Origin of the sequence: Gordonia sp. DT218 (assembly GCF_049847105.1) — a bacterium.
Lineage (GTDB): Bacteria > Actinomycetota > Actinomycetes > Mycobacteriales > Mycobacteriaceae > Gordonia.
In genome coordinates this window covers 473,084-498,602 of sequence record NZ_JBNCNS010000004.1, presented here as the reverse complement: position 1 = coordinate 498,602, position 25,519 = coordinate 473,084, and the positions used below count along the sequence as shown (strand labels likewise).

Here is a 25,519-nt window from a genome sequence, read left to right as displayed (position 1 = left end):
GCTCGGTCAGGCGGCCGGTCGCTCATCGTCGGTCACGGTGTTCTCACGATCCGGCCGTGCACGTCCCCCACCGAGGAGCTTCGCCCAACGCGGCGCCCGCTGACCGGCCACCGCCGTCACCGTCTTGTCCTGTCCCGGACGGCCGTCGAGCCGATTCGCCAACCAGGACACCGCCAACGGACCCGACAGCGGCAGCAACGAGTAGTGCTCGCTGAGCTGATCGCGCACAAAGGTCACCGACACACCCTGCTCGCGGTAGCGCTCGACCTGGCCGTCGATGTCGTCGACGCTGATCACCTCGTCGTGCACCGCCTGCACCACCAGCAGCGGAATCGTCGGGGCGTGCGTACCGAGTTGCAGGTCGTTCATCATCTCGACGATCTCGGGGCGGGCGAGCACGTCGGCCAGCGGGATGTCGAGGAAGCTGTCGATGTCGTGATTCTTGAAGCGCCGCAACGCTTCCACGGTGGGCATCTCGGCGATTTCCGCGAGATGCCGACGCCCACTTTCGGTGGCGTGGTCGACGATCACGCGGTCGAGCTGCGGGTAGACGCGTCGCAGTCCCTCGATGGCCATCACCGGCAACCCGGTGTGGAAGCCGCCGTTCAGGCGCATCAGTGCAGATGCCATGTCCCCCACCGGGGAGCCGAGAACCGCGCCGATGAGGTTCAGCTCCGGCGCGTACTGAGGCGCCATCTCCGCGGCCCACGACGTCGCCATGCCGCCGCCCGAATAGCCCCACAGGCCGACCGGTGTGTCAGAACGAAATTCGAAGTCGTCGAACGACAACGCCGCACGGATGCCGTCGAGAGTGCGATAGCCGGGCTCACGCGGGGCACCCCACGCGCCGACCATGCCCTCGTGGTCGGGAATCGACACCGCCCAGCCCTTGGCCAGCGCACGGCGGATCACCAAGAACTCGAACGGCGCAATCGCTTTCGCGGCTGAAGCGCCCTTGCGCAGCGCATACGACGGGAAGCACTGCGAGGTGACCGCGTCGATCGCGCACTGGAACGACAGAAGTTGGAACTGGCCGTCGCGCGCACGCTTGCGTGGCATGACGACGGTAGTGGCCGCGACACCCGCAGCGCCGTACAGATCGGTCGACCGGTACAGCAACTGCCACGCCTGGCTGCGGTGATGCGACGCCCAATAGTCCTTGAGCTCGACCTGCCGTGACCGGATGATCTCGCCCGGCCGCATGGCGCGGAGGTCGGCGGGCTCGTCGTAGAAGGAGTCTTGCGTGGGGAGCACCAACGGAACGGCAGCATCGCCTCTCGATATGTGATCAACGTGTGTGGCCATGGCCGCCCCCTGTTCCAAGCCTGGGTGGTCGTCGTCGGACGGACTTGCCCGAGCCGATACCTAAGCAAACGCTTACATGGCATTCCAACACTCTCGGGTTGGTGACCATTCCGTCGGGTCACCTGACGACGCTGCGACCTGCTGTAACTGTCGGTATGTCCTGCGACGATGTCCCCAACACGACGATCGTGAGGGAGCGACGAGATGGCCAAGTCAGATGGTGGCAACAAAGGCGCGGGTGCCCTGGTGATCGTGGTGCTCATCCTCATCGCCGTGGTCGTGAAGTTCTGGTACATCTTTGCCGCGGCCGCAGCCATCGGGCTGCTGGTGTTCGTCACGTCGAAGATGATCAAGGCTCACGACGCCCGCCGGGCTGTCGAGCGGGCGCAACGTACCGCACTGCTCGAACGCTGCGAGCGGGAGAACACGGCCTACAACCGTGACCCCGACAGCTACCTCAGGCGGTTCGAAGGGGATCTGGGGCTCTGATCGGCCCGGGCGTAACGCGGATCACACCCTCGGTCGATACAGAGACACACAGAGATGCTCGTCGACCGAGGAGAGCGCATGACGCACGTCCGGAAGGCCGCTGGTGCAGCGGCAGGAATCCTGCTGATCACTCTCGTGATCGCTGGATGTGGCGGCAGTGGAGACTCGGCGACGACCACCACCGTGACCGAGGCAGCGACCGCGGCGGTGGCCACCGAGACGGAGGCATCGACTACCGAGCCCCCGACGACCGAGGCGCCGCCACCGATGACGCAGGCGACCGCCACCACGGCCCCTCCCGAAGAACCGGCGATCATGCCCGACGTGGTGTGCATGAATCTGCAGGACGCGCAGAACAAGATCCAGGACGCCGGGGTCTTCTTCTCTCGGAGCACCGATGCGACGGGCCGGGGGCGATCCCAGATCCTGGACCGGAATTGGATTGTGGTCGCTCAAACACCCGATCCGGGAACGCCGATCGGTGAGGGTGACGCTGTGTTGTCGGCGGTCAAGATCGGTGAGTCGGATTCCTGCTAGCGGTGGTCGACGTCTACCGTGCTATCCATGCTGTTCCGGCTCTGGCTGCGTTCACTCCTGTGCGCAATCCCCGTCAGCGCACTGATTGCCATCGTCGGAACCGTTGTCGCGCTCGAAATCGCGGTCGCCACTGACGGCGAACCAAACTCTGCCACCGAGTACCGAGATGCCTTCTTCGGCGGCTTCCTCTGGGGGCTGCTCATCTTTATCGGCTTCTGCTACCTCTGGATACCCACGGTCGCGTTGATCATTGCAGTCGTGCGGTGGGCCATCCAATCGCGCCGATGGCGGCGAGTCGCCGGTCTGGGATCGTTGCCCCGCTCGGCCGAGCGAACGTGTCGGTGACCCACACCGTGATCGTCGGCTCAGAAACTTGGCGGCGACGCCAACACGAGAAACACTGTCCGCTCATCGGATTCGTTCAGATACCGATGCGGCAGCCGCGAATCGTAGGTCGCGCTGTCGCCTGCCTCTAGTTCGATCCGCTCCCCCGCGACCTCGACCACCATCGAACCGCTCTCGACGACCACACACTCGCTTGCCGGGTGTGCGTGCGGTTCTCGACTGGACACGTCGTTGGGCTCCAGCCGACCACGCAGCACCTCGAGCGTCGCGCTCGGCGGGGAGAGCTTCTCGTAGGTCAGCGAACCCGTCGGCGTGGTGACCGAGGCACGGTTGCCGGCACGCAGCACGTTCACCGGACTCGGCGCACCATCCTGGAACAGGTCGAACAGGGGCACCCCGAGCGCCTCCGCGATTCGACGCAACGTCTCCAGGCTGGGATCGGCCCGACCGTTCTCCACCTGGCTGATCAGGCCCTGCGAGACACCGGCCGACTCGGCCAGCTGCACCATCGTCAGCCCACGCGTCTTGCGCACCTCGCGAATCGTCGTACCCAGCACATGTGCATCATGGCAGGTGACAGGGCCGCCCCACGCACCGACTCTGATTAATACGTCTATTGACAGGGTTAATACCGTGCCGCACCATTGGCCAATGACATCAGTCCAGGAGGCCACCACACCAGCAACCGACCAGCTCGCCGACTTCCGCAGCCGGTTCCCTCACCTCGGCGACACCGTCCACCTCGCCAGTTGCAGCCAGGGCGCGTTGTCGGTCGATCTGCAGCGTCGACTGCAGGCCATGCAGGACGATCTGATCGCCGACCCGGCCCCGTGGGGACGCTGGATGGAGCTCGTCGAGACCCTTCGCGCGCGGTTCGCAGCCCGGATCGGGGCATCGCCGGAGCAGGTCGCCATCGCACCGAACGCCTCGATCGCCGCCTTCCAGGTCCGCACCACCATTGCTACGCGTGGCCGCAGGGCGCTGCTGAGCAGTGACCACGAGTTCCCGTCGGTCGGCCACGTGTGGCGCGCCTCCGCCGATGGCACCCCGATCCGGTCGGTGCCGTCGGACGACTTTCTGTCTGCCTCAGCGTGGTCATCGCAGATCGACGACACCGTCGGCGTCGTGTCGGCACCGTTGGTCTCCTACGTCAACGGCACGCGCCCACCGGTGCGCGCCATCGCCGACGCCGCGCACGCGGCAGGCGCGCTGATGTTCGTCGACGCCTACCAGGGCAGCGGTGTGGTGCCCTACACCGTCGACGAGCTGGGCTGCGACTTCCTCGTCACCGGTGTGCTCAAGTACATGCTCGGGCTTCCCGGACTGGCCTTCCTCTACGTTCGTCATCCCGAAGAGCTCGACAACCCGGCGCTGACCGGATGGTTCGGTCGGAGCAACCCATTCAATTTCGATCCCGCCTACCTCGAAACACCTTCCACTGCTGCGAAATTCGAGACCGGAACACCCGGTGTGCCGTCGGTGTACGCGGCGCTCGGTGGTCTCGACGCCCTCGACACCGTCGACGCCCAGGTGGGCTGGGCTCACGTGCAACGGTTGGCCGAGCGCACCGCCGCAGAACTCCGCGATCTCGGTGAGCAGGTCGATCGACCCGAAGATCCGACGTTCGCGGGCCCGCAGGTTGCGATCATCGACGACGATCCCGACGCCCTCGCGGCGTGGCTGCTCGCCGAACATCGCATCAGTACCGCGCCACGCGGCCGGCGCCTGCGGATCTCGTTCCACTACTACAGCACCGACAACGACGTCGACAGTATCGTCCAAGCGCTCGCGGCCTACCGCCGCCGCTGAAATCGGGAGTCCCCCATGGAAACCACCCCAACCGACGACCGTCTCGAGTTCCGCGGCGGCATGTACGTCGCATTTGTGGCACCGGTGATCTTCCTCGTCGGCGTCATCTCGTACTTCATCGCGTTCAACGTCTTCGACATGACGGCGCTGACCGCATCCGGACTGGTCGGTCTGCTCCTGGGCGCCTTGCTGGCGCGCAATTATTCGAGCTATTGGAATGCCGCCCTGCGTGGCCTCTCCTCCCCCACGGCGAGCACACTGCTGATGATCCTGCTGGCGGTCAGTCTCTTCTCGATGCTCCTCAGCTCGTCCGGCGCCGCGAACGGATTGATCTGGGCGGCACAGGAAGCCGGCGTGTCACCGGCACTGTTCCCGGCCATCGCGTTTGTGATCGCCGGTGTGATGGCGATGTCGACGGGAACGTCCATCGGGACACTGTTCACCGCGTTCCCGGTCATCTTCCCGGCCGGCGTGGTGCTGGGAGCCCATCCGCTCCTGCTGGCCGGAGCGATCCTCTCCGGCGCCTTGTTCGGTGACAACCTGGCGCCCATCTCCGATTCGACCGTGGTGTCGTCGGCGACGCAGCGCTTCCGCCGCAAGGAGGGTGTCGCCGACATCGCAGGCGTCGTGCGTTCTCGCACTCGCTATTCGCTGCCCACCGCGGGCATCACGCTCGTGCTGTACGTCGTCGTCGGACTGATGCTCACCACGGACTCGGGCGCCTCCGCCGCGCCCACCGATGTGGGGCCGAAGCCGCTGCTGATGCTCATCGCCGTGGTTGCCCTTCTCGGCGTGGCCTTCTGGAAGCGAGATCTGTTCCTGGCGACCACCTGCGGCCTGGTCGTCGGCACGGTCATCGGTCTGGCATCGGGGCTCATCTCGCCTGCCGACATCATCTCGTCGAAGGACGACGCCGCCACCGGCTTCCTCGTCGACGGCATCACCGACGTGCTGCCGCTCATCGGCCTCGGCATCATCGTGTTCGCCATCATCGGCGTGCTCGAGGGCTCCGGTGTCTTCGACGCCATCGTCGATGCGATCACCGGCTCACGCCTCACGAACACTGCGCGTGGCACCGAGACCGCGATCGCCGTCGGCGCCATCGTCTCCGGCGGGCTGTTCGCCGGCGTCAACGGCCCAACCATGATGTTCTACGGACCACTCGTCGACCGCATCGGCTCGCGGGCCCGCCTCCATCCGTATCGTCGCGCCAACATCATGGACTGCAACGTCCTCGGACTGGGATCGGTTGTGCCGGTGGTCAGTTCCTTCCTGCTGATCGCGAGCCTGCTGACCGAAGGCGCGAACCAGGTGTCGGCGTTGGCCATGTTCACCGTCACGTTCTATCCGCTCGTCCTGACGGTTGTCATGGCGATATCGATCGCCACCGGTTGGGGACGTCGGTTCGAAGGCGCGGATGGGGTGGCGGTGCGTGAAGAGGCCGAGGTAGGCGCGAGGGACCTCGATGCAGTTGAAGTTCCGACTCCGTCGTCGAACGCCGAGAATGGTGCGGAACGAACCGCGGAGTTCGTCCCTCCGGAGGTTGCATCCCAACACTCGTGACCGGTGAGCATGTACATGCTCTACGTGCCGGCCGTGCGGTCACAGGCAGTGGCGGACATGGAATCCGTGTACGTCTACTGGCCGGATGTATATGACACCGGGTCTTGGACAACGTCACCGCATCATGGGACAACGGTGTAGAAGGCGGAACCATAAGATTGCAACGCACGTACCGGATTGTTCGCCGCGTACGTAGCGACAGCAATCCACGCCACGCCTGATCCAGTGCGGAGGTCGCGTTGTACTTTCTGTCCGGGACGCGGACCGAATGCCACAGGCACAAACATGTCCTTGCTGAACACTGCTGACCCGGTGTGATTGAGGTTGACAAGAAAGCGGCATTTCGGGTTGCGCTTCCACCCCGGAGCATTGCCCGTGAAGCCGAACGAAGTGAGAGTCACCCTGACGATTCCGCGCTTTCCTGTCGGGGTCGACAAGCCCACGTTGAAGGCGCCATGACAGAAATCATGGTCACCGAACGTGCCAATGTTGTCGCTGTATTGCGACACCTTGGGAAGCGGCCTGTCCGCAGCAGCCGTGCCCACGCCGAGCCATGAGAGTGCACCCACCAGCATGACCGACAACAACACACAGATTTTCCGCAGACCCATCGAAATCCCCCCAGACCGCTTGCCAACGACGGGTCCAACCTACTTCATCTGCAACGGACTACCCTCCTGTCCCCTGCCTGAATGACACTCCAAGACACTTCGATTACCCGGGCCACGAGTTGGCGAACTGTCTCGTCCTCGCCCCGCGCGTCGCATCCCGCCAGCATTGAGCGAGTCGGTACGACCAGGTTTCCGCGAGAGGAGACACGGCAGCTGTGCCACAGAGCTTCGAGGCGTTGAGCCCGCATCCCTGACAGAGCGTGTAACAGGATCGAATGCTATCTGCTGATGCCTTGTCGCATAGTCAAAACACGCTGCAGGAACGGCGGGTGAAGTCGTCCGCGATCACGGAACCAGCACGTATGCCCCTGCCCCATTCTTCCCTGGCTCATGGGAGTCTGTCTCAACACACTGTCCACACTGTTCTGGGTTGCCACCATCAGCACCCGGCAGACAGGGTGCCAGCCCAACACGTTACCCACAAATCCGAACGCCGTCAGGGGTTACGCGGACGACGCCGTGCTTGCCCTTCGGAGCGTGAGTCCGAGATTGACCGTGCCGCGACAGAAGTCGTGATCGCCGAACGTGCCGAAGTTGTCGCCCGTGGTCGAGAACTTCGGTAACTGCAGCTACGAAGTGGCGCTACCCGCACCAACGCATGCCATGACGAAGACGTGGCCGCAGCAATCGGTTCGCGCCAAACCTTTTCGAGTCGCCCATACTTCTAATGGGTCAATCTGCTTCCGGTCTCACAGATTTCGAAACATGGACGTCACGGAACGACAGTGAGAAATCCCGAACCACCGTAGGTCTGCGGCACTCGAACCGGTTTGTCGAGGGCGTACGTCGCAACACTCATCGATACTGGGCCGGGCCCGGCGCGAATCTCTCGAACCACCTTCTCTCCTGGCCGCGGTCCGAACCCGACCGGATAGAAGAACTCCTTGCCCGCGATAGCCGAACCGCTGATCTGACTCATGTACAGAAGAAAGCGGCACTTGGGATTTCGCTTCCAGCCCGGGCCGTTTCCGGTGAATCCGAAAGAGGTGACGGTGACCCGAACGACACCGCTCTTCCCCCTGGGCGCCACTGCCCCCACGTTCAGAGCACCGTGGCAGTAGTCGTGGTCGCCAAAGGTTCCGAAATTGAGCGTGGAAAGCACGATCTTCGGTAATTGCGGTTCAGCCGAGGCAGTTCCCGTGCCAAGCCACGACAGCGAAACGATCGCCGCTACGAGCAGCAGTGCGCAAAGCCTCCGCATCTGGTCCCTCCCCAACGAAACTGCGTGAATCCCCGTACCGGCATCGGTCTGCACGAACGCAGCCGTTGCACATGCGCACTATACAGGTGGACAAAGTCGCGACACGATGACAGCTACTCCTACGCACACCAACCCCATCGAGCGACGGAACATGTCGTCCTTTCGGTCAGGCTTATGCGACGGCGACCAACGGTCCGTTCCTACTCACGGAACCACCACAAAGAAGCCGACTCCATATCCTGCCGGACTCGCACTGGAAGATCCTTCGAATAAGGAACGACGCCGAACTGGATCAATCCGGACCCTGTGTAGATATCTCGGGATACCTGCTCGCCCTTACGCGACCCAAAGGTGGCGGGAAGGAAGTGTTCCTGATTCCACGCGATTGAGCTGATATGACTCGTGCCCATCACCACACGACAATGCGGATTGCGCTGCCAACCGGCACCCGAGCCAGTGAATCCGAACGAGGTCAGGTTTACGCGAACAACGCCGCGCTTCCCCTTGGGCGGACTGAGACGGGCGTTCATCACACCATGGCAGTAGTCGTGATCACCGAAGGTACCGAAGTTGTCGCTCCCCAAGGTCGTCGACTGCAATGGTGCTGCTGTTCCGATACCAGCGCCGACGAAGGTCAGTACCGAAACCGTCGCGATCATCATCGAGGCCCTGAGCTTGCTGCTCAACAACTGAGGTCTCCATTGCTGTAACCCGACGAATCTGTGTTCATGCCGTGAGCGCTCACTCTTGCGGCCAGATGACTTCGCCGCCCGGGACGGCGGCCTTGAGTTGGCCACTCTGTTCCTTGGTCATGTCGCGCGCACACTTCTCGCACTGCTTCGCTCCTCCACCCATCAGCCCGTACGGCGCCAGCGCTTGGTCGACGCTCCAGTTAGCCTTCCAGTTGCCAACTTCATTGTCGCCAGGCACATCCCGTGCGACCCGGGTTGTGACTTGGCGCTGCCGGAGTGGTTCGCGAAGTCATCCGCGATCACGGAACAAGAACGTAGGCCCCTGCCCCATTCCCTTGGCTGATCCGAGGAAGCTTGGTCGTGTACGGGATCACGGAGATCAGCGCGACTCCAGGCCCCGTGACGATGTCCCGCGTTACTCTATCCCCGCGACGCGGACCGAAGGCCGCCGGCATGGGAGTCTGCTTCAGCACACTGTTCCCACTGGTCTGGGTTGCCACCATCAACACCCGGCAGACAGGGCGTCGGGCCCAACCCCGTCCGTTGCCCACAAATCCGAACGACGTCAGGGTGACGCGGACGACGCCGTGCTTGCCCTTCGGAGCCGTGAGGCCGAGATTGACCGTGCCGCGGCAGAAGTCATGATCGCCGAACGTGCCGAAGTTGTCGCCCGTGGTCGAGAACTTCGGTAACTGCGGCTGCGAAGTGGCGCTACCCGCACCAACACATGCCATGACGGCGGCCGCCACCACCACTGCCAGTATCGAGGCAATCCTGTGCATCTCGTACCCCTCCTAGTTGTCATGCAATCATCGCGATGCCCGGGCGCGAACCGCGTTTCAAGGACCCACCACCGTGTTATTGCCAGACGGACCCGCCATTGTCCGTCACCCGACAGTCGCGGTCTCCTGCGGCCAGGTCACCTCACCACCGGGAACCGTGGATTCGATCTGGCCACTGCGTTGTTTGGTCATGTCGCGGGCCGACTCTTCGCCCTGCTTCGCTCCGCCACCCATGAACCCGTACGGCGCGAGCGCTTGGTCGACGCTCCAGTTCGCCTTCCAGTTCCCGACCTCGACGTTGACGTCACCGCGGTGATTGACGACGTAGTTGACGGCCGGCAATCCCGACTTCTTCGCATCTGAGGCGGAGAGCTTGTACTCGAACTGGTTCGCACCGGGGTTCGGAAGCGGCTTGGCCTTAGGCGCCTGGGGCTTGCCCTGCTTCCACGGTTCCTTCGGGTGCGCGCCAGGATCTCCGGCGCCGAGGGCGTAAGCGAGTGCGCCTCCGGCGGTTCCTCCGATTGCTGCACCTAGCGCCGCACCCGCAGCACCAAGGCCAACAGCACCGGCAGCCGCTCCAACGCCAGCGCCGATAAGGGCTCCTTGCGGCACAAGCACACCCGTACCGCTAGATAGCACATATCCCGTTACCGCACCCACACCTGCGCCGACGACCGCACCCCCGGCCGCACCCATCACCGCCGCCGGAATACCCAACGTCACCGCACCCGCGGTACCCCCGGTCATCACGCCGATGATCGTCGAAGCCGCTTGCCGGGTCGCCTCATCTTCAGGCACCCCCACCGAGATTAAACCTTGGGCGATCTTGGCCTCACCGTAAGCCGACCACTCATTGACTGAATTCACGTCGCGCTGCGACATCCCCTTCGGAATATCGGTCACAAAGTTGCCGACACGAATCTTCTTCGGCGGCGGCGCAATCGGCCGCACCGGCTTCACCGCACGCGGCACCCGCAACGGCTGCGAAGGCAACGGCGTATACGCATTCTCATAACTCGTACCCGAATCCGGCGCCACATACGACTGATACGGCGCCTCCTGCGGCGGACCCGGAATCGACCCCGGACCCGGGTTATAGGCAGGCGCCACCTGAGGAGTCGGCGTCGTCCCACCCTGCTCCGGTGCCGGCGCATCAGGTGTCGTGCCACCCTGCTGCGGTGCCGTGTCGCTCGGGCTCGTGCCGCCCTGCTCGGGAGCCGCCTGAGCCAAACCCGCACCCACACCCGCCGCAATCGACGCCGCCAACGCCGCCGAGGTCACCGACAACAACAACGGCGAACGACGACCCTCCGGATCATGACGATGCCGCGACCGGCGCTCAGATGCGTAAGCCATCATGTGAAAGTCCCCTCCGTACCGACGGCCGGGGCGGGAAGATGCGGTGCTGGTTCGCCCGCTTGCAGTGCTGATCGCTCGTCGCTGCCGCCCGACCTCACGTGGCCGGGTAGCTCGCCGTGGATCACGGCTTTCCCCCCGAAACAGCATCACAACTCCACCCCGACAATGCTCGGTGGCATATTACCCAGCGAATCTGTTCTCGACCGCGCGGGGTAGGCCGTCAGCACCGATCTTGACGTGCCGATACGCGCCGACCTGGAGACGCAAGCGATGAAGACCGCAGGAATTCATTTGATCGGACTACAGATCTCGACCGCCGGGCGGGTCACGGCACGGTATGCGTGCACAACCATCCATCGAAGTAGCCATCCGAGTTCAGTGCTCCCGCACCTCGTGCGAAAGATTGGTCTCTACCTCCGGGCGGGGAAGGTCAATCTGACGGCCACCGGTGAATTGGCGGGTGCTCTCATTCCCGGGTGATTGGCGCTGCAGAATCAGCACCAAGTCCAATCGAACAACTGCTACCGAAAGGCTGGGCACTGTCGCGGGAGCACAGAAAAGTGCGCAGCCTCGCAGATCCTGTCCCCCAGACGATTGACTCTCAGTCGGTTCTCCGACCGACCGACCGCAAACTGACAACAGCTGTGTGCCCCATGCGCTATGGTCCGCCGATGCGCGCGCTCGTATCGATTTGGTTGACAGCTCTCGCTCTGGTCTTGGCGACGGGTCCGGCAACAGCCGTCCCATCCCTCGGCCCGGCAGGTGCACAACTGCCCGTCCCGAACAACTACTTTGCGGGCACATTCAACCAGCTCGCCGATCCCGACGGCGATCCACCGGGAACCAACGACTGGTCGTGCAAACCCAGTGCTCGCCACCCGAATCCGGTCGTGCTGGTGCATGGCGGGTTCGCCAATCGACAGCTCGACTGGGGCGTCTACGGGCCGGTCCTGCACAACGCGGGCTACTGCACGTTTGCCCTCAACTGGGGCGTGCAGGCCGGTGTGCCGAAACCGTTCAGCGGTATCGCAGGGCTGTCATCGATCGAGGCGGTCGGTGTGCCTGAGTTGTCGGCTTTTGTCCGCAAAGTCCTCGCCACAACGCACGCGTCCAAGGTCGATCTCGTGTCCCACTCGCTCGGCAGTCTGGTCACCGGGTACTTCATCCGCTACGGCGGTGGGCACACCGTCGTCGACAAATCGGTCTCGATCGCCGGCATCTACCAGGGCGTCGCCATTCCTCAGGAGATCCTCGACGCCAGCCCGCTGACCCGCAGCGGGAACTGCGCGCTCTGCCGAGAACCCACAACCGGATCGGCGTTCATCAAGAAGCTCAACGCCGGCGGTACCCCATACGTGCGGGACGTTGCATATACGAACATCGCGACCCGCTACGACGAGATGGCCGTGCCCTATACCAGCGGACTGGTGCCCGGGAAGCCCGGTCAGCAGGTCACCAACATCGTCGTCCAGGACTCGTGCGCCCAGGACTATTCGGAGCATCAAGCGATCGCCGGCTCACACCGCACCACGGTGATGGTTCGCAACGCCCTGGATCCGGAACACCCGCAGCGAGTGCCCTGCGAGCCGGTGTTGCCGAGCGTGGGCAGCACGCCCGGTCGGTGACCACACACTGCGACCCCGCCGCGACAGAATCGTCTACGACGGGGTCACACGGCACGGCATCGTGCCGGTCGGTTCGTTGGCACACCCCGACTCACCGTCACGAGCATGTGGGCCGTCAAAGCACACACGCCGGCCGCGGTGGGTCGCGGTCTGTCCAACGTCAGCTCGGATCCGGCATCGTCACCCTCTCGGTCTGTGAGGTCCGGACGTCTGCGCCGGATCGCTCGTTCACCGTCGACACTGCCCCGCCGACCTTGGGCCGAAATCATCTGCGCCTGAGAGGAATCTGCGAACCTCAACCCAGGGTCCGCAAGTCGCCCAATTACGACACCGGGTATCGTCGAGCCGTGGAAAGCAGTACCTCCAGCCCACTCGACAACCCGGCACTGGCCGCCTTGGCCGGGCCCCACGCACCTTTCGCTGAGCGTCACGGCAACGCGGTGCGCTATCAGCCGGATGTCTGCCCGATGGCCGCACTCCCCGACGACCCGACCGCCGCCGACTGGGCCGACGCCGCCATGCTCGTCGGGGCCGGCACCTCGATATTCCTTCCGGTCGTCGACGTGACGCCACCCGCCGACTGGGGACTGCAGATGCGGATGAAGGGCGTACAGATGGTCGACGACGCCGTCGCGTCGGCGCCCTATGACGAGGCGGTCGAGCTCACCGCCGACGATGTGCCCGAGATGCTCGATCTGGTGCGCCGTACGGAGCCGGGCCCGTTCCGGCCGCGGACCATCGAACTCGGCACTTACCTGGGTATCCGCCGCGGTGGGCGCCTCGTGGCCATGGGCGGTGAGCGCCTGCACCTGCCGGGCTGGACCGAGATCAGCGCTGTCTGTACCGATCCCGACAATCAGGGCCAGGGGCTGGGTAGCCGACTGATTCGCGCACTCGCGCATGGCATCCGGCTGCGCGGCGAGGTGCCGTTCCTGCACGCCTCGGCGTCCAACACCACCGCCATCCGCCTCTACGAGACGCTCGGCTTCGCCCTGCGTCGAGAGGTGATGTTCCAGTCCTTCACGGCGCCTCAGGAGATTCGCAAGTAGCTGAGCGCCGCGATCACCGCCGCCATCAAGGCCGACATCGCGAGCAGAAATCCCGGCCCGGCGTTCTCGTCGAGGATCGTCGCGGCCGTGACCCCGGCGACCACCGCGATCCCGACCATCACCAGCGCCAGCCGGCGGACCAGCACCCAGCTCAGCGGAGAGCGCGCGGCGACCAGGATGATCACGAGATATCCGGCGGTGTTCACCGATCCGATCAGCGCGCTGAACCCTGGACTGTGCGACACGTCGGCGAGTACCGGCAGCACTGACAGCGCGAGCGTCGACATCACACCGGCCAACGCGAGGATGATGACCAGGACCCGCTCTCGACTGTCCTTGTCGCCCAGACCGTTACGTGGCGGTAGGTCGTCGTCGGTGGTCATCTGGATTCTCACTCCCGGATTGGTCATCCCCTTCACGCGTTCGCCCTCGACGACGAACGTGAAGCTGACGTGTGGCGGTCTCAGCGTAGGCAGACGTCCCGACGAGAGGAGGGCTTCGCTCGCAACCCGCCGGCAGCAATCGCCGAACCGCTACCAAGCACTTGCTTGGTTTGTTAGGCTCCCTCCTCGACACACGACATGCCGGCCAGCCCGGCCACGGCGACAAAACGCACAGGTGACGAGGGCGATAGCGATGGGATTCCTGAAGCAGACCACTCCCGAGATCGACTTCCCGACCTGGAGTCAGGGCACGCGGGCCGAGAAGATCAAGCCCATGGCCCGGCACTGGGCCGAGGTGGGTTTCGGGACGCCGGTCGCGTTGCACCTGTTCTACGTCGTGAAGATCGCGCTCTACATCCTGATCGCATGGGCGGTGGTCATCACCACGCCCGGCATCGACGGCTTCTTCGATGTGACGAGTTGGTACAACGAGCCGATCGTCTTCCAGAAGGTCGTGCTCTACACGATGCTGTTCGAGGTCGTCGGCCTCGGCTGCGGATTCGGACCGCTGAACAACCGATTCTTCCCGCCGATGGGCTCGATACTGTATTGGTTGCGGCCCAAGACTATTCGTCAGCCACCATGGCCGAATCGCATTCCGCTGACCAAGGGGGACTCGCGGCAACCGATCGACGTGCTGCTGTACGCGGCGCTGCTGGTGACGCTGGTGGTCGCGCTGTTCAGCTCGGGTACGGGTGCGATCCCGGAACTCGACACCACCGTCGGCGTCTTGCCCGACTGGGAGATCTGGACCATCGTCGTACTGCTCGCGGCGGCAGGTCTGCGCGACAAGACGATCTTCCTGGCCGCTCGCGGAGAGGTGTACGGCGCGTTGACCGTCACGTTCCTGTTCGCCGGCGTCGACATGATCCTCGGCGCCAAGCTCATCTTCCTCGTCATCTGGATGGGCGCGGCAACGTCGAAGCTCAACAAGCACTTCCCGTTCGTGATCTCGACGATGATGTCGAACAATCCGATCTGGCGGTCACCGAAGATCAAACGAAAGTTCTTCGAGGATTTCCCCGAGGACCTGCGGCCCGGACGGCGGTCGCGGTGGATCGCCCACTTCTCCACCGCCGTCGAAGGTCTCGTCCCGATTGTCCTGTTCTTCTCGGGCGGCGGCTGGCTGACTGCGGTCGCGGCGATCATCATGTTGATCTTCCATTTCGGCATCCTGTCGTCGATCCCGATGGGTGTGCCGCTGGAGTGGAACGTCTTCATGATGTTCGGTGTGGTGGCGCTGTTCGTCGGGCACTCCGACATCGGTCTCACCGACCTCCAGTCCGTCTGGCCGATCCTGCTGTTCCTCGTGTCGGCGGGCACCGTGATCATCGGAAACCTGGTGCCGCGCAAGGTCTCATTCCTGCCGGGTATGCGGTACTACGCCGGGAACTGGGACACCAGCCTCTGGTGCCTCACGCCCGCAGCATCCGCGAAGATCGAGAGCGGCATCGTCGCGATCGCGTCGATGCCGGCCGCACAACTCGAGCGTTTCTACGGCAGCGCGGAAGCAGCGCAGATCCCGCTCTACATGGGATATGCGTTCCGCTCGTTCAACAGTCACGGTCGGGCGTTGTTCACGCTCGCGCATCGGGCGATGGCCGGCTGTGAAGAGTCAGGCTTCGTGCTGACGGACGGTGAGCGGATCACCAGCACGGCGATGGGCTGGAACTTCGGTGACGGCCACATGTGCAACGAGCAACTGATCGCGTCGTTGCAGCGGCACTGCCGGTTCGAGCCGGGTGAGGTGCGGATCGTGATCCTCGACGCGCAGCCGATCCACCGGCAGACGCAGGAGTACCGGCTCGTCGACCCGGCAGTCGGCGAGTTCGAGCGGGGATTCGTGAAGGTGTCCGACCTCGTCACCCGGCAGCCCTGGGACGATCAGATTCCGGTGACGGTGACATGGCAAGCGGAGAGTCGGGAGTCGGCGGGATAGACCGCCCTGACTGCGTGACCCGAACAGAATGCAGCCCCGTTGCGACACAGTCGGCAACGGGGCCACCGGGCGGGACGCGCGTCCGGTCAGGTCACTGCCAGACCCAGTTCCAGCGGCGGGTGCGCTGATCGAACTTGCGCACACGTCGGCGACGATGCTGCGGGGCGGCGGGTGTGTTCTTGCGGTTGTTCGTGGGGGTCGGCATCGTTGTGCCCTTTCTCTCTGACCCGGCCGGTGCCGGCTCTCCCTCTGACACCCACAACAATGCGGTGGCAACCTTGCGGCGCCATCGACTCTTCCTGGCAGTTTGCTTGAGACGAATCCGTCGTCAGTCGTCGAACCCGTGATGCACTGCTTCGACATTGTTGCCGTCGAGGTCGCGTAGGAACACCCCGTAGTAGTTCGGGTGATATTCGGGCCAGACGTGGGGCTCGTGCAGAATCGTCGCGTTCGCGGCCTTGGCCGCGGCGAACACATCGTCGACGGCCTCACGGCTCTGGGCCGTGAGGGCCAGATGGATGGGGCGGTGTCCGGTGTCGTCGAGCGGACCTACCCAGAGGCGCGGGAAGCCGTCGGCGCCGGAGAGTCCGATCACCGGGCCGCCGTCGCGCTGATACCGCATGGCCTCGCGCACGCCGACGGCGGCGAACACCGTGGTGTAGAAGACCGCGGCGCGAGCCGGGTCGGCACACTGCAGGGCGACGTGATCGAGCATGGCAAGGAATCTACCGTCCACGACGGGCGACTGGTGGTGAACAAATGAGCAGAAGATCGCGCCGGTGTAACGCATCGTGCGATTGCCCCGATCTTCTGGCCAAGGCGTGACGCGAATGCTCGTCCGTGACGATGCGCCCCGCCCGAGCACTGTGGAGCCGGCCCCGAACTTGTCGGACCCGCTCCATATCGTGCTGTCATTGCCGACGACTGGAGACCCATGGCAGTCACCGTCTCCCATGACACCCTCGCGTTCTCCTTCCCCGAGGTTCACGCCGACGCCGAGTTGTACATCGAGTTCGTACGCACACTGCGAGTGCCCGACGACGACATCACTCATCCGCTGCCGCCCGGACTCGGCTCCTTCGACCTGCTCTCCGGAGGCCACCTCGGGCCCCGCATCCGCTCGACCGGATGGCACAGCGCAGACGTGCTGCTCCCGATGTGGCAATCGGAGGCGGCATGGATCAACTTCGCGTCCGTGTACCCCTTCCTCGTGCGGATCGGAGTGGGTGGAGTGAACGCCGTGACCGGTCAGGCGTTCTCCGATGATCCCGATTTTGACGCGGAAGACTATTTCGAGGTCCCGAATCAGCCGAGGCTCGATGGATTCCGGACCGACGCTTCGACGGTCCGTCAGTTCGTCGCCGTCCCCGCCGCGGATGGACAGTCGACCACAGAGCACGTCGCCGACGCCGACGACGGCACCGTCCGCATCGAGGTCATCCCGTTGCGCGGGGAGCTCTGGGAGGCGCGGCGAATCGACCCGAATCGATGCAGCGCCGAAATGGTTCCCGAGGTGGATGCGTGCGGCGCGTCCCTGACCGGCAGCATGGGTCTGAGCGCGGCCGGGTCGCTCACCCGGTCCATCGCGACACCCGTCGAACCACGCGCGAACTGGCATCCGACCGCCCGATCCGGCGCCGTCCTGCGCATCGTCAATTCGGTTGCGTGGAAAGAACTCACGGGCGGGGAACCCCATCACCCACCACTGACGATCAACGAGTACCGGCGACACCGCTTTCCCTGGTTCGAGTGGTACGACGATGACAGTCACGCGCGGCGCAGCGCGCGGGCGCTGTCCGATGGCGTGGTTCTGGCCGCACCTTCGGATTCCGGCTTCGAGCCGAAAGTGCGGCCGGATACTGAAGGTGCGGCCGGAACGGTCACGTGTCCCCCAGCATCGCCCGCACGTCGTCGGGGCTGATCACCGTACCGAACAGATCGCCGTCGTCGACGACGGCGTCGAACAGCGCACGCTTCTTGTCCTGCAACTCGACGACCTTCTCCTCGATGGTCCCCTTGGACACCAGCCGGTACACGGTGACCGGCCGGGTCTGGCCGATGCGATGGGTCCGATCGACGGCCTGAGCCTCGGCGGCGGGGTTCCACCACGGGTCGCAGACGAAGCAGTAATCGGCCTCGGTGAGGTTCAGACCGAAGCCACCGGCCTTGAGGCTGATCAGGAATACCTTGGTGTGGCCACTGCTGAACTGGTCGATCGCGGTGGTGCGTTGCTTCGCGCTCATCGACCCGTCGAGGTAGCTGTAGGCGATGCCGAGACCGTCGAGGCGTTCGCGGATGAGCCCGAGGAACCCGGTGAACTGGCTGAAGACCAGGGCGGCATGGCCTTCGGCGATCAGTGCGGGCAGCTGTTCGGCGAGGTAGTCGATCTTGGCGGACGCCACACCGAGGTCCTTCTCGTCGACCAGTCCCGCGTGCAGACTCAGCTGCCGCATCATCGTCAGCGATCGGAAGATGGCGAAGCGGTTCTCCTCCCAGTCCCCCAGCAGACCGAGGACCCGCTGGCGCTCCCGGTTCAGCCTGGCCTGGTAGATGTGCTCGTGTTTGGCGGTCAGGTCGACGGCCAGCACCTGCTCCTGTTTGGCCGGCAGGTCGGCGACGACCTGGTCCTTGGTGCGGCGCAACATCACCGGACGGATGCGTCGGCGCAGGCCGTCGAGCCGCTCGGGATGCTCGCCGGATTCGATCGGTTTGCGGTAGTACTCCCCGAAGGTGTTGGGCGACGGGAACAGGCCGGGCGCGGTCAGGGAGAGCAGCGACCACAGCTCCATCAGGTTGTTCTCCATCGGCGTGCCGGTGATGGCAAGTTTCATCTCGGCGCCGAGGCGACGCGCACACTGGTGGGTCTTGCTCTTGTGATTCTTCACGAACTGAGCCTCGTCGAAGATCACTCCAGTCCAACGGAATTGGTTGATCTTGTCGAATTGCAGGCGGAGCAACGTGTACGAGGTCACCACGATGTGCGCGCCACCGACCTGTTCGGCGAAGTCGATACCGCTCTTGGCCTCGGTGGCGGTCACCGCGACCGCCTCCAGGGCGGGTACGAATTTGTGCGCCTCGCTGACCCAGTTACCGACGACACTGGTCGGCGCGACGACCAGGAAGCACCCGGACGGCTGCTCGGCCGTCGCCTCGGCGATCAGGGCGAGGGCCTGCACAGTCTTGCCGAGCCCCATGTCGTCGGCGAGGATGCCACCGATCCTGTTCTGCCACAAGAACCTCAGCCAGTCGAGTCCGTCATGCTGATAGTCACGTAGGTCGGCGCGCAGCCCCGCAGGCGGACCCATGCGCGCGGGCAGAGTGGCCTCGGCGAGGCGTCTTACCCGCGAATGCCATTCGGCCAGTTGGTCGTCGACGACACCGAGGCCGAGCAGTTCCTCCCAGAGGGTCGCGTTGTAGGTGTTGCGCTTGACGAGGCCGTTCTCGATCTCGCCGAGGTCCTGCGCCTCGCGGATGAGCTCGGTGAGTCGCCGTAGCTCGGCGCTGTCGAGCGGAAAGTAGGTGCCGTCGGGCAGGAGCAGGTGGGTCGCGTTGGCGGCGAGTGCCCGGATGACGTCGCCGAGCGGGACCTCACGGCCGTCGACCTCGATGGTGATCCGGAGGTTCAGCCAATCGTTGCCGACCGGGCTGGTGTCCTCGCTGATGACGATCTCCGGCTCCTCTTGCGCCGGGCGGAAATCGACGAGGTCACCGATCACCTCGACCTCGATGCCGTCGCCGAGTTCGGGCACCAGCTCGCCGACCAGGACGGCGGTGTCGATGAGCGAGTAGGTGAAGGTACGGCGCAGGAGATCGGTGCCGGCCTGCCGGACCGCGGAGACAACGTCGTCGGCAACGACGGCGTCGAGGTCGCCGTCGTCGGTTCGCGCTCCGGACCGTAGCGACTGGTTGACCAGACGTGCCGCCTGCGTCTGCCACCGCGTGCATCGACAGGCGACGAGTTCCATCGCGACTCGTGCGTCCTTCCACGCCTGCGCTTCGTCTTCGGCGTTGCGGATGCTGCTCGCTGCCACCGGGTCGGCGGTGTCGAAGACGCGTCGCCGCTCGTTGATGCGATAGCTGATCCGCCAGTCCACCTGCGATGCCTGTTCACCGACTCGGATGGTGAGCAATGGCGTCGGCCCGACGATGGTCGGCGGGGTGATGGCACCGTCTTCGATGTCGACCGGGACCGTCGCGGCGAGTGACGGCAGCAGGTCCGCGACGAACTCGTCGAGATCGGCGTCGGGGATCACCACGCCACCGGTGGACACGAGCTCCTCGAGTGCCCGGCGGTCGGACGGCGCCTCGAACGGACCCATCAGCAAGACGTCCTCGTCGACGGTGAATGCACCATGTGGGACAGGCGTACCGATCAAGCCCACGGGTGAATCGTGCCAGTTGTCGTGATCGACCTGGAGATACGGGGAGACGAGGGCGCCGTCGTCGGTGCGGGTGATGCGGAACGCGATCCGTGCGCCGGCGAAGAGGTCAACGTAGGTGGCACCGGTCGACGGGTCGGCGAGCAAGGCCACCCCGGCGTCGCGGGCTGCCGCCACCAGTTCCCAGATGTCGTTCGGCGCCCAGCCGAGCGCCATCTGGTCATCGTGGACGCCGGTGTTGACGTAGGCGCGCGCCATTGCGACCACTGCGCGCAGCTGCCCCGATTCGAACTCCGGGTGCTCCGGGGCGAGCGGCAGGCCGCCGGCTCGTCGGGCCACCGTTCGCCAGCTGATGCCCTTCCTCACCCATCTGCCGCGCTTACCCTGTTTGACCAGCCGTAACGTTGGCGCGGGATTGGGCGCCCACCGTTTCCTCGGCGGCAGTTCGACGAGGATACCGATGTCGACGGGCGCCGTCTTCGGTTCCTCGTGGACAAACGCACCCAAGGTGGTGCGCCACTGGGCGGGGAGCCTGCTGATGGGCGCGAGCTCGCCGACGTCGGTCTGTGGTTCGGTCGTGCTCTCGACCTGCAGCGCGGTCAGCACCAGCGCCACGCCGTGCTTGCACATGAATCCGACCGGACACGAACACTCGGTGAAGTCGAGGGAGCGTGAGGTCTCCAGTGCGTTGAAGACGGCTGTGGTCTCGTACACCTGACCGCCGGATCCTCGGCATCGGCCGGTCAGCGCCAGCTCGTCCGGTGACCAGCTCATCCCGATGATCCGGCCGTCGTCGGCGTAGTTGGAGCCCCGGTCCACGGTTGCCATGTCGAAATCGACGAGCAGGTCGCTCGCCGCCTCGTGCAGGGGATCGAAATCGGGCATGCACCCAGGCTAGGGCGAGTAGCCGACGCGGCAAGCCGATGCGCCCGGGTTGTCCACAAGAAATGCGGATACCGTGTCGTTGTGAGTGAATCGTCGGACGAGCTCCATCCTCTGCAATGGAGCAGCTTTGCGACGCTCGCCGACGTACTACCGGCGATCGATGACGCCTTCGAGCAGAGCCCGACGTCGACCGTTCCGATCCCCTCGAGCAAAGACGTCGTGCTGCTCCTGATCGACGGTCTCGGCGCCACCCTGCTCGACGACCACGCCGAGGTCGCGCCGACGCTGACGGCGATGCGGACGGCCACCATCCGCGCGGGCTTCCCCGCGACGACGGCGACCAGCATCACCAGCCTGATGGCCGGCGCACCCTGCGGGAGCCACGGCATCATCGGCTACTCGTTCCGCACGGATCGGGACGAAACCCGTGGACCAAAACGCCGGACCCTCAACGCGTTACGCTGGACCTTCAACCGATCCGACGGACGCTCGGCTCTGGGACTGTATGTGCCGGAACTGATTCAGCCGGAGCCAGGCCTCCTCGCCGAGATGGCCGACCGCGGCGTCGACGTGACGTACGTGATGCCTGCGGCATACCGCGGGTCGGGATTCAGCCGGGCCGCCTTCCGCGTGGAGGGCACGTACATCGGGGCGCAGATACCTGCCGACATCCTCGCCGGCATCGGTGACGCACTGGCGCCGTCCACGCCGGATCATCGTCTCATCTATGCCTACTGGCCCGATCTCGATGCGGCCGGACACCTCTTCGGGCCCGGCTCGCCGCAGTGGGTGAAGACGTTGGGTGTGGTGGACCGCCTGGTCGCCGACATCGCGTCGGATCTCCCCCGCGATGCCACCTTGGTGGTGACCGGAGATCACGGGATGATCCAGGCGGACAATCGAATCGACATCGACACCACAGACGAGATGCTCAAGGGTGTCGAGGCGGTGGCGGGTGAGATGCGCGTCCGTCACGTCTACACACGACCCGGCGCTCGCGACGACGTGCACACGTTCTGGACCGACGTCCTGGGTGACGACGCGTTCGTGGTGCCGCGTGAACAGGTGCTGGACGAACAGTGGTTCGGTGCTGAGGTGACCGACGTGGTCGCCGAGCGGATCGGCGACCTGGTGGCCGTGGCACGGGGAAGAACGATCATCACCCGGACCCTGGCCGACCCGGCGCCGGAGGTGAACATGCCCGGCCATCACGGTGCCTGGACGGCGGCCGAGCAGTTGGTGCCGGTGCTGGTGCACGCGGGTGGGAACTGACTGCGTTCCGAGAACCGCTCGGTGTCAGCCGATTTGACCTTCACGATGGGGCACGTCGTCGAGGGCGGCCACCGTGTCCGCATCGAGCACGACCGAGCCGGCGACGACGTTCTCTTCGAGATGGCCCACCGATGAGGTGCCCGGGATCAGCAACATGTTCGGAGCCCGGTGCAGCAGCCACGCGAGCCCGACCTGCGACGGCGTGACGTCGAGGGTCTGAGCGACCTGCACCACGATGGCCTCGTCGGTCACCTTCGGCATCCCGGGAAACGCACTGCCGAGCGGAAAGTACGGCACCCACGCGATGCCCTCGGCGGTGCACAGATCGAGCATGTCGTCGTCGGTGCGGGACACGAGACTGTAGGCGTTCTGCACGCACGCGATGCCGGCAGGCAGCGCCTGGCGCAGCATCTCGATCGAGACGGTACTCAGTCCGATGCCGCCGATCAGACCCTCGTCGCGCATGGCGACCATCGCGGCGAGCTGATCGTCGAAGTCGACGACCTGGTCCGCCGAGACGGGGATCGGAGCGCTGGCGTCGACGCGTCGCAGATTCACCACCGGGATCTGATCGAGCCCGAGACTGCGCAGGTTGTGTTCGACACTCGCCCGGAGCTCTTCGGGACGCTGCGCGGCTCGCATCGGCATCGGGCCGTCCGGGTTCGGGTCGGCACCCACCTTGGTGACCACGGTGACACCGTCGTCTGGGCGTACGGCCTCGCGGATCAGCTCATTCGAGAAACCGTTTCCGTAGAATTGCGCGGTGTCGATGTGGTTCACACCGAGTTCGATCGCCCGCCGGATCACCGCGACGGCAGCTGCGCGGTCGTCGCGTCGTCGCTCCAATTGCATTGCGCCGTAGCCGACGCGGGCGACCGATCGGTCGCCGATGGTCCCGGTACCGCCCGGGTGGGACGCGGTTGAGGCGGAGTTGGTGTCAGACATCAGAGTCCTCGATTCGGTTGCTGGATGGATGGGAGTTCGGTGGATCAGGCGGCGAAGACATGCCGCGGAGCCGGTCGGAGCCGGAACCACATTCGCGCCATGCGCCGACTCTGGGGCGTGAGCACGGTGAACGACTCGGGCTCCCGCCCGGCGTCGCGGACGGCCTGCTCGAGGTAGTCCCGGACCATCCAGACGTCGACCGGATTCTGAGATCCGGACAGCTCCAGTAGTCCGTGCAGGTGATCCGACGTGAACCCGAGGTCGGCTGCCATCGCGGCGTGGGTCAGACCGGTGAGTTCGGCGTTGCGCCGCAGTTCCTCGCTGGTGCGTCGCCGTTCTGCCTCGTTGAGTGACATGTGTTCCTTCTTCCCGCGCGCCTTGATCTGGCGCGGCGATTGCGGGTGTTGTAATGTCAACAGTAGAAGCGAGGTGTAGAAATGTCAACAGATGGGGACGAGTCCGGTGTCGCGCTGTGGCTCCTCTGGAAGCGGACCAGCGAGGTGATCCGCACAGCCGTGATCGACGATGTCACGGCCGCGAACTCGGTCTCCGAACCCGAACTGACGGTGCTCGTGCACCTCAACAAGGCAGGCGGGACGGCGAGGCAGAATGCGCTCGTCACGTCGACCGGGTGGGACCGCAGCCGACTCTCGCATCTCCTCACGCGTATGGAGAAGCGTGGTTTTCTCACCCGTGAGCGGCTACGCAACGGCGTCGAGGTGTCGCTCGCGCCGGCGGGCGAGGACCTCATGGTCGACAAACAACGTGCACTTCACGACGCCGTCGAACGGCACCTCATCGGCAGACTCGACGTCGAGCAGCAGCGGGCCCTGCGCGACATCCTCACCACGCTCGACGGTGACGTGACATGAGCATCACCCCACAGGTCTGTTGACCGCATAGTGCGGCCGACGGAGCTGAGGGGTGATGCTCATGTCAGGGGTGGGGCAATCGCGTTCTGATGAAGAGATCGTGCGCCCGCTCGGCGGGGATCTGTGCCCGCTCGGCGACCAACACACAGCAACCCCGCCGCGGCATCTGCCACGGCGGGGTTGTGGTAGAACGGCGAAGGCCGGTCAGCTCACTGCCAGACCCAGAGCCAGCGACGCGAGCGCTGGTCGAAGTGGCGGACCCGCCGGCGACGCCGCGCGGGGGCCTGCGGGGCGCGGCGGGTGTTGTTGTTGTTCTGCTTCGGAGTGGGCATCGTCGGCCTTTCTCGATGGTGAGATCCGGTGCGGATCTCGTTGACACCATTGAGATTGCGCTACGCGACTTGTGGGATCCTCGACGCCGGCTGGGAGGTTCCTGGGTGGGTGTCACCGACCGCTGATCGGAGGAATCTGCGCTTCTCCATGACGTCGGAGGCCGTGGCGGCTGTGACCTGGATGGTCGAGCGGACCGTCACCCAGCACATCCTGCATCCGCGGGAGTCGTCGGATGACCGGTTGGTGGCGGCGTTGTCGCGCACCATCTGGTTGACGATCACGGCCGGGGCGCAATGACCGGCGGCCAGCCGTCGAGTCTCACTCGTAGGTGGTCGATCTCGTTGACCGACAACACCTGTCGATGGCCGCCTTCGAGAGCGAGCACTCGGGTCACCGACGTGTAGTACGGCTCGACGAAGAACATGCTCGCAGTGCCGATCACGTGCGACAGGTACGCGTTGATGACCCCACCGTGACAGACGATCGCGACCACCCCGACGTCGGCGGGTGCGGCCACCTCCTCGATCCCGGCGACCACGCGCTCGCGGAACACCTCGGGATCGAAGGTGTTCTCCCCGAGTCGTCCACCGTTCATGTCCTTCAGCAGCAGACTGCGGTCGGTGTAGGCATCCACGGCGCCGTAGGTGGTCCAACCGTGGTCGAGTTCGACGAGCCGCTGATCGGTGGCCACGTCCAGGGACAGCGCTTCGCGCGCAAAACCCGCGGTCTGCGCAGCGCGACGCATGGGGCTGCTGACCAGCCGGTCGACCTTGCCATACCGGTCGTCGGCCAGCGCCGCGGCGAGCCGCTTGGCCTGCTCCTCGCCCTCGGGGGTCAGGTCCGGGTCAGCACCGATCGGATCGTTCAGCCGGAACGGCTGGGCGTGGCGGATGAGCAGGAGTTCCATCTGTTCAGTTCACCGTATGGGCCATCGCGGCAGGCCGGCGGGGCTGGGAAGGCCGGCCTGCTCGGAGGACATGGTTGCTGTCGGCGGGATGCGGGTTGCTGTCGGCGCGATTCGGGT

At 65.0% G+C, this 25,519-nt stretch carries 26 protein-coding genes; 12 read left to right on the top strand and 14 right to left on the bottom strand.

The features are described 5' to 3' along the window. Positions 1–6 precede the first annotated feature (6 nt). The gene (locus tag ACPXCG_RS17635) at positions 7–1,305 is read right to left on the bottom strand and encodes a lipase family protein (protein ID WP_425793306.1); all 1,299 of its coding nucleotides are present in this window, start codon (positions 1,303–1,305) and stop codon (positions 7–9) included. Positions 1,306–1,509: 204 nt separating this feature from the next. Between ACPXCG_RS17635 and ACPXCG_RS17630 the strand changes: the two genes are divergently transcribed. The 3 genes from ACPXCG_RS17630 to ACPXCG_RS17620 all read left to right on the top strand — a co-directional run bounded on the left by ACPXCG_RS17630 (position 1,510) and on the right by ACPXCG_RS17620 (position 2,676). Beyond that, a complete protein-coding gene (locus ACPXCG_RS17630) occupies positions 1,510–1,794 on the top strand; it encodes a hypothetical protein (RefSeq protein ID WP_425793305.1) in 285 nt (94 codons plus the stop codon). Between the two features lie 78 nt (positions 1,795–1,872). Further along, on the top strand, positions 1,873–2,331 hold the full coding sequence (locus tag ACPXCG_RS17625; protein ID WP_425793304.1) for a PASTA domain-containing protein: 459 nt from the start codon (positions 1,873–1,875) through the stop codon (positions 2,329–2,331). Positions 2,332–2,358: 27 nt separating this feature from the next. Next, positions 2,359–2,676 (top strand): hypothetical protein, encoded by a 318-nt coding sequence (locus ACPXCG_RS17620; RefSeq protein ID WP_425793302.1) that lies wholly within the window; start codon positions 2,359–2,361, stop codon positions 2,674–2,676. Positions 2,677–2,696: 20 nt separating this feature from the next. Here the strand turns inward: ACPXCG_RS17620 and ACPXCG_RS17615 are convergent, their stop codons facing one another. Further along, positions 2,697–3,233 carry a helix-turn-helix domain-containing protein gene (locus ACPXCG_RS17615; RefSeq protein ID WP_425793301.1) on the bottom strand — a complete coding sequence of 179 codons (537 nt, stop codon included), beginning with the start codon at positions 3,231–3,233 and terminating at the stop codon, positions 2,697–2,699. A 94-nt stretch (positions 3,234–3,327) separates the two neighbouring features. On the opposite strand from ACPXCG_RS17615, the gene ACPXCG_RS17610 reads away from it, so the two are divergent. Further along, on the top strand, positions 3,328–4,485 hold the full coding sequence (locus ACPXCG_RS17610; protein ID WP_425793300.1) for an aminotransferase class V-fold PLP-dependent enzyme: 1,158 nt from the start codon (positions 3,328–3,330) through the stop codon (positions 4,483–4,485). 15 nt (positions 4,486–4,500) lie between these two features. Beyond that, positions 4,501–6,048 carry a Na+/H+ antiporter NhaC family protein gene (locus ACPXCG_RS17605; RefSeq protein ID WP_425793299.1) on the top strand — a complete coding sequence of 516 codons (1,548 nt, stop codon included), beginning with the start codon at positions 4,501–4,503 and terminating at the stop codon, positions 6,046–6,048. Between the two features lie 122 nt (positions 6,049–6,170). Here the strand turns inward: ACPXCG_RS17605 and ACPXCG_RS17600 are convergent, their stop codons facing one another. From ACPXCG_RS17600 to ACPXCG_RS17580, 5 genes are all read right to left on the bottom strand, one after another. Next, positions 6,171–6,659 carry an enoyl-CoA hydratase gene (locus tag ACPXCG_RS17600; RefSeq protein WP_425793298.1) on the bottom strand — a complete coding sequence of 163 codons (489 nt, stop codon included), beginning with the start codon at positions 6,657–6,659 and terminating at the stop codon, positions 6,171–6,173. 772 nt (positions 6,660–7,431) lie between these two features. After that, complete coding sequence (locus ACPXCG_RS17595; protein WP_425793297.1) at positions 7,432–7,974, bottom strand: enoyl-CoA hydratase; 543 nt, start codon at positions 7,972–7,974, stop codon at positions 7,432–7,434. Positions 7,975–8,120: 146 nt separating this feature from the next. Then, on the bottom strand, positions 8,121–8,606 hold the full coding sequence (locus tag ACPXCG_RS17590; RefSeq protein ID WP_425793296.1) for an enoyl-CoA hydratase: 486 nt from the start codon (positions 8,604–8,606) through the stop codon (positions 8,121–8,123). A gap of 305 nt (positions 8,607–8,911) precedes the next feature. Next, positions 8,912–9,394, bottom strand: a complete 483-nt coding sequence (locus tag ACPXCG_RS17585) for an enoyl-CoA hydratase (protein WP_425793295.1) — start codon at positions 9,392–9,394, stop codon at positions 8,912–8,914. Positions 9,395–9,499: 105 nt separating this feature from the next. Next, a complete protein-coding gene (locus ACPXCG_RS17580) occupies positions 9,500–10,432 on the bottom strand; it encodes a hypothetical protein (protein WP_425793294.1) in 933 nt (310 codons plus the stop codon). 992 nt (positions 10,433–11,424) lie between these two features. On the opposite strand from ACPXCG_RS17580, the gene ACPXCG_RS17575 reads away from it, so the two are divergent. Continuing rightward, positions 11,425–12,378 carry an esterase/lipase family protein gene (locus ACPXCG_RS17575; RefSeq protein ID WP_425793293.1) on the top strand — a complete coding sequence of 318 codons (954 nt, stop codon included), beginning with the start codon at positions 11,425–11,427 and terminating at the stop codon, positions 12,376–12,378. A 347-nt stretch (positions 12,379–12,725) separates the two neighbouring features. After that, positions 12,726–13,427, top strand: a complete 702-nt coding sequence (locus ACPXCG_RS17570) for a GNAT family N-acetyltransferase (protein ID WP_425793292.1) — start codon at positions 12,726–12,728, stop codon at positions 13,425–13,427. Here ACPXCG_RS17570 and ACPXCG_RS17565 read toward each other — a convergent pair. After that, entirely contained in the window at positions 13,409–13,810 is a 402-nt protein-coding gene (locus ACPXCG_RS17565) for a hypothetical protein (RefSeq protein ID WP_425793291.1), read from the bottom strand. The genes ACPXCG_RS17570 and ACPXCG_RS17565 overlap by 19 nt on opposite strands. Positions 13,811–14,063: 253 nt before the next feature. Between ACPXCG_RS17565 and ACPXCG_RS17560 the strand changes: the two genes are divergently transcribed. Further along, complete coding sequence (locus tag ACPXCG_RS17560) at positions 14,064–15,809, top strand: DUF3556 domain-containing protein (RefSeq protein WP_425793290.1); 1,746 nt, start codon at positions 14,064–14,066, stop codon at positions 15,807–15,809. A gap of 328 nt (positions 15,810–16,137) precedes the next feature. Here the strand turns inward: ACPXCG_RS17560 and ACPXCG_RS17555 are convergent, their stop codons facing one another. Further along, positions 16,138–16,524, bottom strand: coding sequence for a VOC family protein (locus ACPXCG_RS17555; protein WP_425793289.1), 387 nt, complete (start codon positions 16,522–16,524; stop codon positions 16,138–16,140). Positions 16,525–16,743: 219 nt separating this feature from the next. Between ACPXCG_RS17555 and ACPXCG_RS17550 the strand changes: the two genes are divergently transcribed. After that, positions 16,744–17,730 (top strand): hypothetical protein, encoded by a 987-nt coding sequence (locus ACPXCG_RS17550; RefSeq protein WP_425793288.1) that lies wholly within the window; start codon positions 16,744–16,746, stop codon positions 17,728–17,730. Here ACPXCG_RS17550 and ACPXCG_RS17545 read toward each other — a convergent pair. Further along, the gene (locus ACPXCG_RS17545; protein WP_425793287.1) at positions 17,690–21,073 is read right to left on the bottom strand and encodes an SNF2-related protein; all 3,384 of its coding nucleotides are present in this window, start codon (positions 21,071–21,073) and stop codon (positions 17,690–17,692) included. The genes ACPXCG_RS17550 and ACPXCG_RS17545 overlap by 41 nt on opposite strands. Before the next feature lie 81 nt (positions 21,074–21,154). Between ACPXCG_RS17545 and ACPXCG_RS17540 the strand changes: the two genes are divergently transcribed. Then, positions 21,155–22,345: an alkaline phosphatase family protein gene (locus ACPXCG_RS17540; protein WP_425793286.1), complete on the top strand. Its 1,191-nt coding sequence runs from the start codon at positions 21,155–21,157 to the stop codon at positions 22,343–22,345. 24 nt (positions 22,346–22,369) lie between these two features. On the opposite strand, the gene ACPXCG_RS17535 is transcribed toward ACPXCG_RS17540, so the two are convergent. Together ACPXCG_RS17535 and ACPXCG_RS17530 are read right to left on the bottom strand one after the other, a co-directional pair. Further along, positions 22,370–23,290 carry an aldo/keto reductase gene (locus ACPXCG_RS17535; protein ID WP_425793285.1) on the bottom strand — a complete coding sequence of 307 codons (921 nt, stop codon included), beginning with the start codon at positions 23,288–23,290 and terminating at the stop codon, positions 22,370–22,372. 44 nt (positions 23,291–23,334) lie between these two features. Beyond that, entirely contained in the window at positions 23,335–23,646 is a 312-nt protein-coding gene (locus ACPXCG_RS17530) for a DUF2316 family protein (RefSeq protein WP_425793284.1), read from the bottom strand. Positions 23,647–23,727: 81 nt separating this feature from the next. Between ACPXCG_RS17530 and ACPXCG_RS17525 the strand changes: the two genes are divergently transcribed. Beyond that, the gene (locus ACPXCG_RS17525) at positions 23,728–24,162 is read left to right on the top strand and encodes a MarR family winged helix-turn-helix transcriptional regulator (RefSeq protein ID WP_425793283.1); all 435 of its coding nucleotides are present in this window, start codon (positions 23,728–23,730) and stop codon (positions 24,160–24,162) included. Positions 24,163–24,371: 209 nt separating this feature from the next. On the opposite strand, the gene ACPXCG_RS17520 is transcribed toward ACPXCG_RS17525, so the two are convergent. Continuing rightward, positions 24,372–24,494 (bottom strand): hypothetical protein, encoded by a 123-nt coding sequence (locus ACPXCG_RS17520; RefSeq protein ID WP_425793282.1) that lies wholly within the window; start codon positions 24,492–24,494, stop codon positions 24,372–24,374. Between the two features lie 148 nt (positions 24,495–24,642). Here ACPXCG_RS17520 and ACPXCG_RS17515 point away from each other — a divergent pair, with 148 nt between their 5' ends. Beyond that, positions 24,643–24,792, top strand: a complete 150-nt coding sequence (locus ACPXCG_RS17515; protein ID WP_425793281.1) for a hypothetical protein — start codon at positions 24,643–24,645, stop codon at positions 24,790–24,792. Here ACPXCG_RS17515 and ACPXCG_RS17510 read toward each other — a convergent pair. Continuing rightward, positions 24,773–25,402, bottom strand: coding sequence for a histidine phosphatase family protein (locus ACPXCG_RS17510; protein WP_425793280.1), 630 nt, complete (start codon positions 25,400–25,402; stop codon positions 24,773–24,775). The two genes, ACPXCG_RS17515 and ACPXCG_RS17510, sit on opposite strands and share 20 nt — an antisense overlap. Between the last annotated feature and the right edge of the window lie 117 nt (positions 25,403–25,519).